The following is a 13,926-nucleotide window of genomic DNA, read 5'->3' as shown; positions in this document are numbered from 1 at the left end:
GGACGTGCATGAAGTGCGTGAAGCGCAAGGTCAATCCGCGAGCCAGGGCTGCGCGATCTTCAGCACGGTCTGGTACGGCTCGGGGTCGTTGCGGTTGCTGAGCAGGATCACGGTGAGGTGGCGCTTCGGCCAGCGCACGATCACGTTGCGAAAGCCCATGCTCTCGCCGGAGTGCCACAGCGTGTCGCCGGTGATGCGCCAGCCGAAACCGTACTGCGCTTCGTACGGCTCGCCGGTGACCTTCACGTGTGGGCTGAAGGCGAGCTGGCGCGAGGCGGCGCTGAGCAGGCGGTCGTCATACAGCGCGGCGTCCCACTTGGCCAGGTCGTCGATCGACGCGTAGATGCCGCCGTCGCCGCGGGTCGCCGAGGTGACGCTCTGGTCGGTGCGCCGCCAGTGGCCGTCGATCCGGCTGTAGCCGTAGGCGCGGTCCGGCACGGCCGGGCCACGCTGGTGCTCGTAGAGCAGGGTGTGGTCCATGTGCAGTGGCGCGAAGATGCGCGCCTTCAGGAAGGCCGGCAGGGTCATGCCCGACGCCTTCTCGATCACCAGCCCGAGCAGCACGTAGCCGGTGTTGCTGTAGCGGTAGGCCGAGCCCGGCGGGAAGTAGCCGTGATCGGTCTGCGCGATCAGCCGCAGCACGTCGGTGTCGCTGACCTGCTCGGTCTGCGCGGGGGGGATCAGGTCTTCGTAATCAAGCAGGCCGCCGGTGTGGTCGAGCAACTGGCGCAGCTGGATGCGGTCGGTGAAGGCCGGCAGCGTGGGCAGCCAGTGGCGGATGGAGTCGTCCAGCGACAGCTTGTGGTCCTCGGCCAGCAGCAGGATCGCTGCGGCGGTGAACTGCTTGCTCACCGAGGCGAGTCGGTAGTCGGTGGCGGGCGTGGCTGGCACGTGATGCTCGAGATCGGCGTAGCCGAAGCCGCGGCGCACCACCGGCTTGCCGTCCTTGAGGATCAGCAGCGAGGCGCCGGGGACATCGCCGGTGTAGGGCTGCATCAGTGCGTCCACCGTGCTCGTGGCGGTGCGGGCCATGGCAGGGCCGGAAACGAGGGCGATCAACGCAAGGTTGGCAAACCATCGGTACATGACTGGCGCTTCCTGTTCGTACGCTGCATCAACGCGGCGGTTCTTGTAGGAGCGCACCCTGTGGGCGACCGCTGTTGCCCCGGTCGCGCACAGGGTGCGCTCCTACGGGTGATCCCTAGCGGATCGGCACGTCGTACATCGTGTGCGGCGTGGGCTCGGGCTGGAGGGTGTAGTGCCACCACTCCATCGGATAGTTCTTGAAGCCTTCGCGCGCCATGGCGCGCAGCAGGCGCTGGCGGTTCGCACGTTGCTCGGTAGTGACACCGGGGTTGTCGGTGTTGGCGCGCAGCCCGAACCAGTCGAACGGCGTGCCCATGTCCAGCGGTTTGCAGTGGCGCTCGTGCGCATCGCACTGCTCCATGGTCAGGTCGGCGGTGGCGCCGCGGCTGTGGCCGGAGACCGGGGCTATGTAGTCGCCGAGCAGTTTCGACTTGTCGAGATTCGGGTAGTGCGTGGTCTTGGTGGTCTGGTCGGACAGGTCGTGCGCCCAGCGCACGAAGTCGGCCACCGCGCGCGCGGGGCGATAGCAGTCCCAGATCCGCAAACGCGCGTGCTCGCGGCGCAGGTCGTGCTCGACGCGCGCCAGCGCCTCGGCGACGGGTTTCAGCAGCAGGCACTTCGGCGCGGCGTAGCCGTCCACCGGGCGCCCGACGAAGTTGTCGTGGCCGGCGTACTTGATGTCTTCGTGGATGTCCGGCACCAGCGTGCGGATGTCGACCAGGTGCGCTTCCGCGGCCGTGCTTGCGGAGGAAAGCGTGACGGGCTCGTCCGCGAAAGCCGGCATGGCGATCGCCATGAGAACCAGCGCGATCATATAGGAGCGCATCCTGTGCGCGATCGGGCGTAGCGGCAAGCGTGGATCGCGCACAGGGTGCGCTCCTACAGCGGCGTGTCCGCTGCGTGTGACATGCGGATCCCCGTCGCCGGAGCTGACGTGGGTCGGGATAGGTGCCGCTGGTGCAACTGGCCGGTCAGCGATTGCCAGCAAGGTCGATGCGCGGGTGTAAGCGCGCACCTTGTGCGCGACCGGGCACAACGGCAAGCACGGGTTGGGCGCAGGAACCTGTTGGGTCACGGGCAGTCTCCGGTGCGCGTGAAGCGCAGGTCCTCGTAGTCGGAGCTGAAGTCGGCCAGAGCGTCGGCCTTGGCCATCGTCAGCGTCACCGGCCGGCCGGGGTGCACGTCGAGCCACGCGTCGGGATACACCGTGGCGTCGTCCCAGTGCACCAGCAGGCGATCGTGCAGACGACGCACCTCGCCGGCGAGCTTGGGCGATTTCGCCACCGCGAAGCGCACGCGGTCACCGTCTGTGCACAGCGTCATCTCACCCAGCCAGGGATCGCTGTAGCGACCGTTCCACGCGGCCGCTTCCTTGGGCGATACGGGCATGGCATGCGACGTGTCCGGCGCGGGCGTGCGGCGGCTGTCGGCCTGCTCGGCGCGGTCCAGCGCATTGGCGTACCAGGCGACATCGCGGGTGTCGTGCGGCGCGGTGAAATGCTTGAGCAGCAGCTCGCCCAGCACGGTGCGCGCATCGTCGGCTTCGCCGTTGATCAGGAACACGAAGCCGCTGCGCTGGTCCGGCAGCAGCATCAGTTCCGAGTACATGCCCGACAGCGTGCCGGTGTGCCACACGGTCCAGTGGCCATCGACATCGGCCATACGCCAGCCGTAGCCGTAGGCCATCACGTGGCTGTGATCCCACTCCCGACGCTGCTTCGATACGGGGATCAGCATGTGCGGCGACTGCAGCACGCGGCGCTGCTCTTCGGACAGCCAGGTGAGCTGCGCTGGCGTGGGCGCCAACCAGTTCTTCGCCCAGGTCAACATGTCGGTGAGGTCGCAGCGGATGCCGCCGGCCGGTGCCGAGGTGATCGCCGGAATCGTCGCGCCGTCCTCGCGGATCGGCTCGTTGCGGCCCTCGACCTGGCGATGCGGCTGCGCCACGTCGCCCACCGCATCGCGCTTCCACGCGCCGACCTGGCAGCGGGTAAGGCCGAGCGGCTGGAACACCTCGCGGTGCATCAGCGTCTCGTACGGCGCGCCGCCCGCCGCGGCGGCGACTTCGCCGGCCACCACATAAAGCAGGTTGTCGTACTGGTACTTCGAGCGAAAGCTGTAGCCGGGCTGGATGTAGCGCAGGCCGTGGATGATGTCCTGCCGCGTGTAGGCGTTCGGCTCGGGCCACAGCATCAGGTCGCCGCCGCCCTCGGGCAGGCCGCTGGAGTGGGTGAGCAGGTCGGCCACGCGCATGTTCTTCGTCACCCACGGATCGTGCATGGCGAAGTCGGCCAAGTACTTCGTCACCGGGTCGTCCCAGCGCAGCTTGCCCTGGTCGACCAGGCGGCCGAGCAGGGCGGTGGTCATCGCCTTGCTGTTGGAGGCGATCTTGAACAGCGTGTGGGCGTCGATCTTGTGGCCGGAGCCGGCGATGGTTTCGCCACGGGTGGCGGTGTAGACGACCTTGCCGTGTTCGATGACGCCGACGGCGATGCCGGGGAGGTGGTAGCGAGTGACGACGCTGTCGAGGATGTGGTCGTAGGTTGGGTTTGGCTCTTGGTGAGGTGTGGCTGTGGCGGTGAATGTGGCCAGGGTGAGAGCCAGGGCGAAGCAAATGCGCCCCCTCACCCCAACCCTCTCCCCCTGCGATGCAGGGGGAGAGGGAGCTAGAGCGCGCCCCGCTCTTGCTCCCTCTCCCTTGGCGGCGAAGCCGTCGGGGGAGAGGGTTGGGGTGAGGGGGCGCTCTTGATTCACCATCACCTTACCGCCCCGCATCACGTTCCACCTCGCCCCACACCCGCAGCAGATTCCTGCCCCAGATCTTCGCGATGTCCCCATCGCTGAAGCCGGCGCGCCGCAGCGCGGCGGTGACGTTGCGGGTCTGGCTGGCATCGGCCCAGCCGGTGATGCCGCCGCCGCCGTCGAAGTCCGAGGCGATGCCGACGTGATCGATGCCGGCCACGTCCACCATGTGGCGGATCTGCTTCACGTAGTCGTCCACCGTGGGCAGCGGGTATTTCTTCTCGATCTCGGCCATGCCCTTGGCCATCGCCGGCAGGTAGTCGTGCTTGTCCGAGTCGTACTCCTTGTCGCCGGCGTCGTGGGCGACCTGCGCCTGCAGTTTCTTCTCGGCCGCTTCGCGGCCCGGGTCCTTCTTCAGGAATTCCTTGTACGCCACCGCCTGGACCACGCCGCCCTTGGCGGCGATGGCGCGCAGCAGGTCGTCGGGCAGGTTGCGCGGGTGGTCGAGCACGGCGCGCGCACCCGAGTGCGAGGCGATGATCGGCGCGGTGGATACCGCGAGCGCGTCGCGCACGCAGCGGTCCGACGCGTGCGAGATGTCGACCATGATGCCGAGCGCGTTGGCGCGTTTGACCACCGCGCGACCGAAGTCGCTCATGCCGCGGTCGCCCGGGCTGTTCATCGCGCTCTCGCCGTGTTCGGTATCGGGCAGTGAGCTGGTGCACAGGTCGTTGTTGCCGACGTGGACCAGGCCGACGTAGCGCGCGCCGCGGTCGTAGGCGGCATCGAGTCGCTTGAGGTCATGGCCGAGCGAGTAGGCGTTCTCGACGCCGATCATCGCCGACAGCAGGCCGGTCTTTCGATTGGCCAGCGCCTGCGCGGGCGTGGTGGCCGGGCGGATGCGGTCGGGGTAGGTCATCAGCATGTCGCCGATAGCGTCGTATTTCTCCTCGGCCTGCTGCACGGCTTTCGCGTAGCCGGCGGCGTCCAGTTTGTGCTGTGGCACCCAGATCACGAAGAACGCGGCGTTGAGCCCGCCGCGCTCCATCTTGCCCAGGTCGACCAGCAGCGGCGTGTCCTTGCCGACGTCGAAGCGCGACTCGTGCATGTAGGTGAAGGGGATATCGACGTGAGTGTCGAGGGTGATCGGCGGGTCGTTCTGGGCCAGCGCGGTGCCGGCAAGAGCGAAGGCGATCAGGCAGGCCAGGGGTCGGATCATCGCTCGGGTCCTCGTGCTCAGGTGGTGCGCCAGTGCCGGGCGGACTGCTCGCCGGCGATCATCTCGCTGAAGCTCTGCCGGCGGCGCACCTCGGCGTAGCGGCCGGTATCCAGCAGCACTTCGGCGGCCAGCGGGCGGGAGTTGTAGGTGGAGGCCATGGAGGCAGCATAGGCCCCGGTGCCGCGGATCATCAGCAGGTCGCCCGGCGCGCAGCGCGGCAGAGGGCGTTCGCGGGCGAAGGTGTCGCCGGTCTCGCAGACCGGGCCGACCACATCGTAGGCCTCGGCGGGAAGCGCGTTGGGCTCCGCCGGCGCGATCTCGTGCCAGGCGTCGTAGAGGCTGGGGCGGAGCAGGTCGTTCATCGCCGCGTCCAGCACCAGGAACTGTCGCTGCGCGCCCGGCTTGATGCGCACCACCCGGGTCAGCAGCACGCCGGCCTCGGCCACCAGCCAGCGGCCGGGTTCCAGCAACAGCCGGCCGTCGAAGTCCGCCAGCGCCTCGCGCATCACGCCTACGTACTGGGCAGCGGTCGGCGGCCGATCGACGCCGGGGCGATAACACACGCCCAGGCCACCGCCAACGTCGATGCTGGCGATGGCGTGGCCGGCGTCGCGCAGCTCGCGCCAGAACGCGGCCACGCGCTGCAGGGCTTCGCGGATCGGCGCCAGCTCGAGCATTTGCGAGCCGATGTGCGCATGCAGGCCGTCCAGCTGCACGTGCGGAAACTGCGCCGCGTCGTCGAACCAGCGGCGCGCTTCATCCAGGCTCACGCCGAACTTGTTTTCGGCGCGCCCAGTGGAAATCTTGGCGTGGGTGCGTGCATCCACGTCGGGGTTGATACGCACGGCGGCGCGGGCCACCACGTCCATCGACGCGGCGACCTGTTCCAGCGTCTCCAGCTCGTCGCGCGATTCGAGGTTGAAGCGGCCGATGCCGGCTTCCAGTGCTTCGGTCATCTCGGCAGCGGTCTTGCCGACACCGGAGAACACGATGCGCTCTGGCCGGATGCCCGCCTGCAGACTGCGCCATAGCTCGCCGGCGGAGACGATGTCGGCGCCCAATCCGCGTTCGGCCATCAGCTGCAGGATCGCCACATTGCTGTTCGCCTTCGCCGCGTAGCAGACCAGGGCGTCGAGGCCGTCCAGCGCGCTGAGCAGTTCATCGATGCGGCCGCGGATTGCGCTGGCCGAGTAGGCATGCAGCGGCGTGCCCATCTGGGCGGCGAGAGCAGCGAGCTCCACGCCGTCGAACAGCCCGGCGGTGTCTTCCCTGGCGGGCGTCTGGGTGGGCGCGTGAGGGTGATCGGTAGCGGGTGTCAGCAAGCGGCCATCCGTGTTTGCGGGCTATGGGGTGCTGGGAAAAAAACGGCCCGCACCAGCGGTGCGGGCCGGCCAGGGGAGGGTGGCCTTAGAAATCCACCGCGACCGTCAGCTGCGTGAAGCGCGGGCTCTGGAAGCCGATCGGCAGTTTGAACGTGGTGTCGGTCTCGTTGGAGATCGCGCTCTGCAGGTCCTGGTTCACCTGCACGGTGCGCTGCTGATTGAGCAGGTTGTAGACCGCCAGCTTCACGCGCAGGTTGCCGCCATGATCGAACGGCAGGATGTAGGCGATGCCGGCGTTGAGCGTGTAGGTCCAGGGCAATCGGCCGTATTTGCCGCGCGGCGAGCGCTCGTACACGCGGTCCTCGGATACCGGCGAGTCGCAGTTCTGCACGCAGACGAAATAGCTGTGGTAGCCCGTCGCGTCGTATGGGTTGCCCACGCCGAAGCCGGTGATCGGACCGCCGGAGTGCAGGTCCATGTCACCGCTGAGCTGCCAGTGCGGAGTCAGCGCATAGGTGCCACGCAGCTTCAGCTGGTGGCGCCGGTCGTTCGGCAGGTAGCCGTCACCGCCCAGGTTGACCCACGGATCGTCGAAGTTTTCGGTGCGTCCGGTATCGTCGAAGTTGGTGTCGGAGTTGACCGGGCCCTCGGCATTGCCGCGGTTCCACGCCAACACGTACGAGGCGTTGAACGACCACTTGTCGTCCCAGGCGCGGTCGAGCTGGAACTCCAGAGCGCTGTAGGTGCGCTTCGGCTTCACCCAGCCGCGCTGGCCGATGTAGGTCATGATCGGATCGCCGTCGGCGTCCGCGCCGTCCTGGCGATACAGCGCCCAGCCTTCCTTGGAGGTGTCGACGGTGACGTAGCCGTCGGCGGTGCCGTCGCAATTGGTGTCGCCCCACACGGTGACTTTTTTGCCGGGGTTGGCCATCACCCAGCCGATGTAGCCGTTCTCGCCGCACTGCGCGGTGGCGCTGATCTCCATGTCGTCGATCGCGTTGTGCAGGCGGCGGTAGGTGCCGCTGACGCCCCACGACCACGACTCGTTGATCATCGACTGGAAGCCGAGGATCGCCTCGTCCTGGTAGACCGGATCCATGTTCTTGTCCACCTCCGAGCGCAGGTCGCCGACCGAACCGTCGCCTTGCGAGGTGTCGGTGTGGCTCCCCGCGAGGGGATCACCCACGATCGGGAAGGCGTACGACACGCCGTTGATCTCGCGCGTCTCCCAGCCGAGGAAACGGTGGGATGAGCGTTCGTCCAGCAGACCGCCGGCCTGCTTGATGTTGATCACGTTGGCCACCGGCAGGTAGTAGCGTCCCAGGTTGCCGAAGAGCTTGGTGCTGCCGTCGCCCTTCATGTCCCAGGAGAAGCCCAGGCGTGGCGCAATCTGCCGGCTGATCTTGATGTAGCTGCGGCCAGCGGCATCCTGGTTGTCGAAGCTGTCGTTGCGCAGGCCGGCGTTGAGGATCAGGTTCGGCGTGAGGTGCCAGTTGTCTTCCAGGTAGAACGCCGAATTCTTGGTGGCGAAGGTGCCGGCGATCTCGTACCGGCGCACACGGACCCACGCGGGGTCGCCGGCCGGCACGCGCCCGCCGCCGTCGGCATCGCCGACCTGGCCGCCGTTGGGTACTGAATAGACGTTGTAGTAGTAGCCGCCCGGGCCCGGATAGCGCCGGTTGTAGTCGGAGGTATCCACTTCGTGGTCGTAGCCGAAGCGCAGCAGATGGTCGCCCAGCGTCCATTCGAAATCGGCGCGGGCCTGCTTGCGGGTGTCCTCGCGCGAGGCGACCTGCGAGCTGGTGGTGCAACCCAGTGGGAGGTTGCCGGCCGGGAGCGGCACGCCGGCCGACACCGCGACGCGGTTGCATTCCTCATCACGCTGCGAGCTGATGTCGGCGCGCCGCTCGTTGCGGCCGTACATCAATTTCATCGAGAGATCGTTGGTCAGGTAGCTGGTCCATGTAAGCGCCCAGTTCTTGCCGCCGGTATCGGTATAGACCTGGTTGGTCTTGGCCACTCGGGTATTGGTGTCGTAGTCGTAGCTGTAGACGTCGCCGACGTCATGGTTCTTGTCCGAGAACGCCATCAGCGACAGGGTGTTGCTGTCGGTGATGTTCCAGTCGATGGTGCCGCCCCAGAACCCCTGATTGGCGTTGTGGTCGGTGATCGTGCTGCCCACGTCGTCGGTGTTGTGCGGACTGGCGCCGCGCTGCTCGTACATCGCGAAGAAGAACAGCTTGTCCTTCACGATCGGGCCGGACGCCCACACGTTCGTCTTGATCAGGGAGTCCTGGTCGCGGCTGGAGGTGTAGTAGCGCTCGCCATCGAAATAGTAGTCGTGGCCGCGCGAATGCCAGTTGCCCGGCTCCATCGTGATCTCGGTGCCGCCCTTGAACTCGTTGGTACCCGAGCGCGCCACTGCGTTGACCACGCCACCGGTGGTGCGGCCGAACTCCACCGAATAGCCGCCGGTCTTGACCTGGAACTGGTCGTAGAAGGCGAACGGCGCTTCGGAGAAGCCGTTGCGGTTGTAGAAGTCGGTGACGTTGAGGCCGTTGACGTAGAACGCGTTCTCCGCGACGGACGAGCCGCCGAAGGAGATGCCGCCGAAGCCGGCGTTGCCCTTGACCACGCCGGGAGCGAGCAGGGCCACCGAGGTAACGTTCTGGTCCACCGGCAGCCGCGCCAGTTCCGCGCGCGAGACGATGGTGGCCGACTCGGTTGAGCTTACGTCGATCACTGGTAGCACGGATCCCGTCACACTCACGGTGGACAGCTCGGTGGCATTGAGGCTGCCAAGGTCTACCGAGGTTGTTGTACCCAACGCCACGGTGACATTGCGCGCCGGGGCGACGGCCTGACCGTCTTTGCTGGCACTGATCGTATATTGGCCCACCGGCAGGAACGGAAATCGGTAGTTGCCGTTGCCGTCGGCGGTAATCGTGCGGGTCAGCCCGGTCTCGGGATTGGTTACCGTGACCACGGCGCCGGCGCGGGTGTGGCCGGATACCGAGCCGTCGTTGTTGGCCGCCTGCGCGGCCGGGAACGCTGCCATCAGGCCCAGGCCCAAGGCGATACTCAATGCGGTCTTGCACATGTGCCGACTGCTGCTCATTGCCCCATCTCCCCTTGCTGCTGTCGAGCCGCCTTTGGTCGCGGCCGGTTTAGTTGTCGGAACGTCCCTGCAGTGGCAGCCGCTTCCAGGCGAAGTGGTAGTCCCACTGGTCGAAGTACAGGTTGCCGCCCTTCCACTCGACCTCGCCGCGCTGGGAGTCGACCGTCTCCGAGCGCGGGAACGTCTTGGCCGGCACGAACGGCTGGCTGTAGTCGTCGTTGAAGGCGATGCGGTAGGCGTCCAGCCCGCCGAGGTAGAACCAGCGCAGCGCCGGGTTGTCGCCCGGCTTGGGCTGCAGCTGGCCGAAGGTCACGTCCATCGGCACCCAGCCGTAGGGCGGCAGGTAGAGCTGGCCCCAGTCGTGGATGTTGTTGTAGCGGCCATCGGAAAAGATCCACCCCGATTGCCAGCGCGTCGGAATGCCGTTGAGGCGCAGCAGGGTCATCAGCAGCAATGTCTGTTCGCCGCAGTCGCCGTGGCCGGCGTGCAGGGTGTAGTCGCTGATGTTGCTGATGGTGGAGTACTCGCGTGCGCCGGCCCAGGGAATCTGGTCCACCGCCGCGAACAGTTTCTGCGCGATGCGGTAGGGATCTTTCTCGTCGCCCACCACCTTGCGCGAGAACGCGCGCAGGTCGTCGGTGAACACGATGTGCGGCGGGCGCTCGGCGACGTAGGGCGCCAGCGCCGGGGTGATCTTTTCGGTGGTGACCTTGGCCGGGTCGATCGCGTGGTACTGCGCCAGCACGGTGACGTCGTAGGTGATGGCGAACACGGTGGGCTGGCCCGCTATCGCCTTCTTTTCGAGATACGCAGTGCGCTGGAGCGCCGAATCGGGAGCGACGCGGGCGCCGGTGGGCAAGCTTTTGACCAGGCGGATGTCTTCCTGCTGGCCCGCGATGGCACGCGGGTAGGGAATCCACGCGCGCACCGTTTCGCCGGCCGGCACGGCGTCGGCCTCGACGGTGAGCGTCTGGGTCACCTCGACCCGGTGCGGGTCGACTCCGGTGCGGCCACTGGCCAGCGCTTCGCGCAGCACGGTGCGGTGGTGGTCGTTGAGGATCTCGTTGGGGCCGTCGTCGAACGGTGCCTGCACGGCGCGGCGCGCGCGCGCCTCGGCGCTGATGCGGAACAGGTTGCCCGGCGAGCGGTTGAAGTAATAGGTGTGGCCGTCGATGGAAAGGTGCTCGAACAGGCCCTGGCGGTCCCAGCGGTCGAACTCGGCGGCGGTCAGGTCGGGAATCTGCTTGCGCACGCGTGCCTGCACCTGGCTGGCGTCGAGCGAAAAATCCAGCCGCAGCCGGCGCATGCGCTCGCGCTGGAAGCCGAGCGCATCACGCTGTTTGGCACTGAGATCGGAGGAGGCAAGCGCCTGGGTGATTGCCGCATCGGCCGCCTGGAAATGGCCAGCGTCGATCTGCGCGATGATGGCCGGCAGCGTTGTCGACGACGCCGTAGTGGCGGCGTGCGACAGCACGGGAACGGCGAGCAGGGCGGTGCACAGCAGCGGGAGCAGGCGTCGGCGCCAGTCGGCGATGACAGGCGCGGGGCGATGCGTGATGGTGTTGCGCTCGTGCTGCGCCAGCCGGCCCTTCGTCATGCGTGCTTCCCCCGACATGAACTTGCGAAACCGTTGTGTAGCACGCTTGCAAAACAGCGTCAATAATTTATGCTGCGATTGAAATTTTATGGAATGAGATATTCCAAACGAGGGCCGGGTGCGGCCACGCGAAGGGGGTGCAGGTGATCCAGACGGTATGGCCTTTCCTGGGCCTGATGCTGGTGGTGGCGGGCTTCTTTCCGGCGCTGGAGCGGCGCACCGGCTGGCGCATCTTCGACGTGTTGCCGCCGATCGTGATGGTCTACCTGTCGATCACCGCGATGGCGATCGTCGGGGTGTGGCAGGTCACGCCGGCCATCCACCAGGCGCAGTCGCTGCTGATCGGCAACCTGGTGCCGGCGCTGCTGTTCCTGCTGATGATCAACTGCGACCTGCGCGCGATCTTCCGGCTCGGGCCACGCGTGCTGGCGGTGTTTGCCTGCACCACGGTCAGCCTGTTCATCGCCTTCATCGCCACTTTCCTGATCTACCGCCACTGGCTGCCCGGCGACGACTGGCATCCGCTGGCCGCGCTGTCCGGCAGCTGGGTCGGCGGCACCGCCAACATGATCGGCGTGAAGCAGGCGATCGGCATGTCCGACCCGCACCTGGCGATGTCACTGCTCACCGATGCGGTCTGCTATTCGATGTGGGTGGTGGTGCTGTTCTCGGTGGCGCGCCTGGCGCCGGCGTTCAACCGCTGGACCCGCGCGCGATCCAGCGGCGAGCTGGAGGTGGCGGAAGTGGCGCCGAGCGGCCCCACCGTGCCGGAGAACGTACTGCTTTGGCTGGGCGCGGCGCTGCTGGCGACGACGCTGGCGCGGGTGGTTGCCGGCTGGTTGCCCACCTCCGAGATGGTCAGCGCCGGCACCTGGACGATCCTGCTGTCGACCCTGGCCGGCCTGGCGGTGGCGCACACGCCGGTAGCGCGCTTTCCCGGGGCGGGCAGCATCTCCGGCGCGATGCTGATCTTCGTGGTAGCGATGCTGGCCTCGCAGAGTAACTTCCACGGCCTGGGCGAGGCCCCGCTGTACATCCTGTGCGGCGCCACCGTGATCGCACTGCATGCGGTGCTGCTGGTGGGGTTTGCGCGGGTCTTCCACTTCGACCTGTACCTGTGCGGCATCTCTTCGCTGGCACACATTGGCGGCGTGGCGGCGACCCCGGTACTGGCGGCGGCATATTCGCGCGCGCTGGTGCCGGTGGGCATCCTGCTCGCCCTGCTGGGCTACATCCTCGGTACCGCCTTCGGGCTGCTGGTGGCGTCGGTGATGTCGACGCTGGCCGTGCCCTGAGCCGGTCCTCCACGACGGGAATCCGACCATGACCATTTCATCGTTCCGTGCACTGTGCCTGGGCCTGCTGCTGGCTGGCGCGGCCGCGTCGCCCGGCCTGCATGCGGAGCAAAGCTTGCCCGTGCCGCCCTCGGGCGTGTTGGGCGTAGGCCCGGCGCAGCTCACACCGGAGTTCTGGATTGGCCTGCGCCCGCAGCCCGACACGGTGCTGCTGACACCGGCGCGGATCGCCGCGCAGAACGCGAAGCTGCTGGCCGATGACCCCTCGATGCACGACCTGCGCAAGCTGCCGGCCACGCTGGATCGTGCGCAGGTGAATGCTTGGCTGGACACGGTGTCGACGCCGCCGACCCGGCCGCTGTACGACGTCGACGGCCAGCCGGTGGCGTTGGCGACGATCAAGGCGATCGTCGCCAACGCCCATCGCGACGCGGTGCCTGCCAGCGAGCCGACCCGCTACGGCCTGGTGGTGAAGCGCGCCGCGCTGCGCAGCCTGCCCACCGACCTGCGCGTGTTCAGCCATCCCGGCGATACCGACATCGACCGTTTCCAGGAAACCGCCGAATTCCCCGGCACGCCGGTGGTGGTGGCGCACACCAGCGCCGACGGCCGCTGGCTGTTCGTGGTGAGCCCACGCTACGCCGCCTGGACGCATCGCGAGAACGTGGCGATCGGCAGCGCGAAGCAGGTCTTCGACTACGCCGGACGGACCGCGGCGCGGGTAGTCACCGGTGGCACGGTGCATACGGTCTACACGCGCGAGCGGCCGGCGGTATCGCAGCTGCAGCTGGACATGGGCGAACGCGTGCCGCTGGCCACCGATCTGCCGCCAGACCAGCCGGTGAACGGGCAGACACCGTATGCCGCGCACGTGCTCGAGCTGCCGGTCCGCAACGACGACGGCACGCTGGCCTTCACCCCCGCGCTGGTGCAGATCAACAAGGACACCTCGCCCGACTATCTGCCGCTGACCGAGGCGAACATCATCCGGCAGGCGTTCAAGTTCCTCGGCGAGCGCTACGGCTGGGGCCATGCCTACGACGGACGCGACTGCTCCGGCTTCGTCTCGGACGTGTATCGCTCGATGGGCGTAGAAATGCCGCGCAACACCAGCCGGCAGGCGATCAGCCCCGCGCTGGATCATCGCGCTTTCACCGCGCGGGACGACCATGCCGAACGGCTCAAGGCCGCCATGGCGTTGAAGACGGGCGACCTGGTCTACATCCCCGGCCACGTGATGATGGTGATCGGCCAGTGGCAGGGCCAGCCGTGGGTGATCCATGACGTGCTGGGCATGAGCTACCGCCAGGGCGACGGCAGCACCCGCCACGTCAAGCTCAACGCGGTGTCGGTGACGCCTCTGCTGCCGATGCTCTACGGCAAGGACGGCTCCACCTTCATCGACCACATGACCAGCATCGTGCGCATCCGGCATTGAGTGGTGGGCGTAGCTGTTGGGGTGGGGAATCCACTTCGCCCTCAACCGTTGCCACCCGTGCGCACGGAAACACCCAAGCATCACGCAACCAGGACAAGTGACAGCGAAC

The 13,926-nt window shown here is 67.4% G+C and carries 9 protein-coding genes; 2 read left to right on the top strand and 7 right to left on the bottom strand.

Going from position 1 to position 13,926, the window contains the following annotated elements:
• Nucleotides 1–30: 30 nt before the first annotated feature.
• From ACTHJF_RS15495 to ACTHJF_RS15465, 7 genes are all read right to left on the bottom strand, one after another.
• Complete coding sequence (locus ACTHJF_RS15495) at nt 31–1,086, bottom strand: serine hydrolase domain-containing protein (protein ID WP_440267900.1); 1,056 nt, start codon at nt 1,084–1,086, stop codon at nt 31–33.
• Nucleotides 1,087–1,201: 115 nt separating this feature from the next.
• Nucleotides 1,202–1,900, bottom strand: a complete 699-nt coding sequence (locus ACTHJF_RS15490; protein ID WP_440267899.1) for a M15 family metallopeptidase — start codon at nt 1,898–1,900, stop codon at nt 1,202–1,204.
• 257 nt (nt 1,901–2,157) lie between these two features.
• Nucleotides 2,158–3,714: a serine hydrolase gene (locus ACTHJF_RS15485; protein ID WP_440267898.1), complete on the bottom strand. Its 1,557-nt coding sequence runs from the start codon at nt 3,712–3,714 to the stop codon at nt 2,158–2,160.
• 133 nt (nt 3,715–3,847) lie between these two features.
• Nucleotides 3,848–5,047, bottom strand: coding sequence for a dipeptidase (locus ACTHJF_RS15480; protein ID WP_440267897.1), 1,200 nt, complete (start codon nt 5,045–5,047; stop codon nt 3,848–3,850).
• Between the two features lie 17 nt (nt 5,048–5,064).
• Complete coding sequence (lysA, locus tag ACTHJF_RS15475) at nt 5,065–6,369, bottom strand: diaminopimelate decarboxylase (protein WP_440267896.1); 1,305 nt, start codon at nt 6,367–6,369, stop codon at nt 5,065–5,067.
• An 85-nt stretch (nt 6,370–6,454) separates the two neighbouring features.
• Nucleotides 6,455–9,487 carry a TonB-dependent receptor gene (locus tag ACTHJF_RS15470; RefSeq protein ID WP_440267895.1) on the bottom strand — a complete coding sequence of 1,011 codons (3,033 nt, stop codon included), beginning with the start codon at nt 9,485–9,487 and terminating at the stop codon, nt 6,455–6,457.
• 49 nt (nt 9,488–9,536) lie between these two features.
• The gene (locus ACTHJF_RS15465; RefSeq protein WP_440267894.1) at nt 9,537–11,084 is read right to left on the bottom strand and encodes a transglutaminase-like domain-containing protein; all 1,548 of its coding nucleotides are present in this window, start codon (nt 11,082–11,084) and stop codon (nt 9,537–9,539) included.
• A gap of 143 nt (nt 11,085–11,227) precedes the next feature.
• Between ACTHJF_RS15465 and ACTHJF_RS15460 the strand changes: the two genes are divergently transcribed.
• Entirely contained in the window at nt 11,228–12,379 is a 1,152-nt protein-coding gene (locus ACTHJF_RS15460) for a DUF819 family protein (RefSeq protein ID WP_440267893.1), read from the top strand.
• Between the two features lie 28 nt (nt 12,380–12,407).
• The gene (locus ACTHJF_RS15455) at nt 12,408–13,817 is read left to right on the top strand and encodes a C40 family peptidase (protein ID WP_440267892.1); all 1,410 of its coding nucleotides are present in this window, start codon (nt 12,408–12,410) and stop codon (nt 13,815–13,817) included.
• Nucleotides 13,818–13,926: the final 109 nt, after the last annotated feature.

It is taken from the genome of Dyella sp. (assembly GCF_051962475.1).
GTDB lineage: Bacteria > Pseudomonadota > Gammaproteobacteria > Xanthomonadales > Rhodanobacteraceae > Dyella_A.
Note: the sequence above shows the minus strand (reverse complement) of the source record. Positions and strands in the feature narration are given on the sequence as shown.

Bases quoted from the DNA above. Each gene is read 5' to 3' on its own strand.
- ACTHJF_RS15465 (WP_440267894.1), bottom strand. From the start codon at position 11,084: ATGACGAAGGGCCGGCTGGCGCAGCACGAGCGCAACACCATCACGCAT.
- ACTHJF_RS15480 (WP_440267897.1), bottom strand. From the start codon at position 5,047: ATGATCCGACCCCTGGCCTGCCTGATCGCCTTCGCTCTTGCCGGCACC.
- ACTHJF_RS15495 (WP_440267900.1), bottom strand. From the start codon at position 1,086: ATGTACCGATGGTTTGCCAACCTTGCGTTGATCGCCCTCGTTTCCGGC.
- ACTHJF_RS15490 (WP_440267899.1), bottom strand. From the start codon at position 1,900: ATGATCGCGCTGGTTCTCATGGCGATCGCCATGCCGGCTTTCGCGGAC.
- ACTHJF_RS15470 (WP_440267895.1), bottom strand. From the start codon at position 9,487: ATGAGCAGCAGTCGGCACATGTGCAAGACCGCATTGAGTATCGCCTTG.
- ACTHJF_RS15455 (WP_440267892.1), top strand. From the start codon at position 12,408: ATGACCATTTCATCGTTCCGTGCACTGTGCCTGGGCCTGCTGCTGGCT.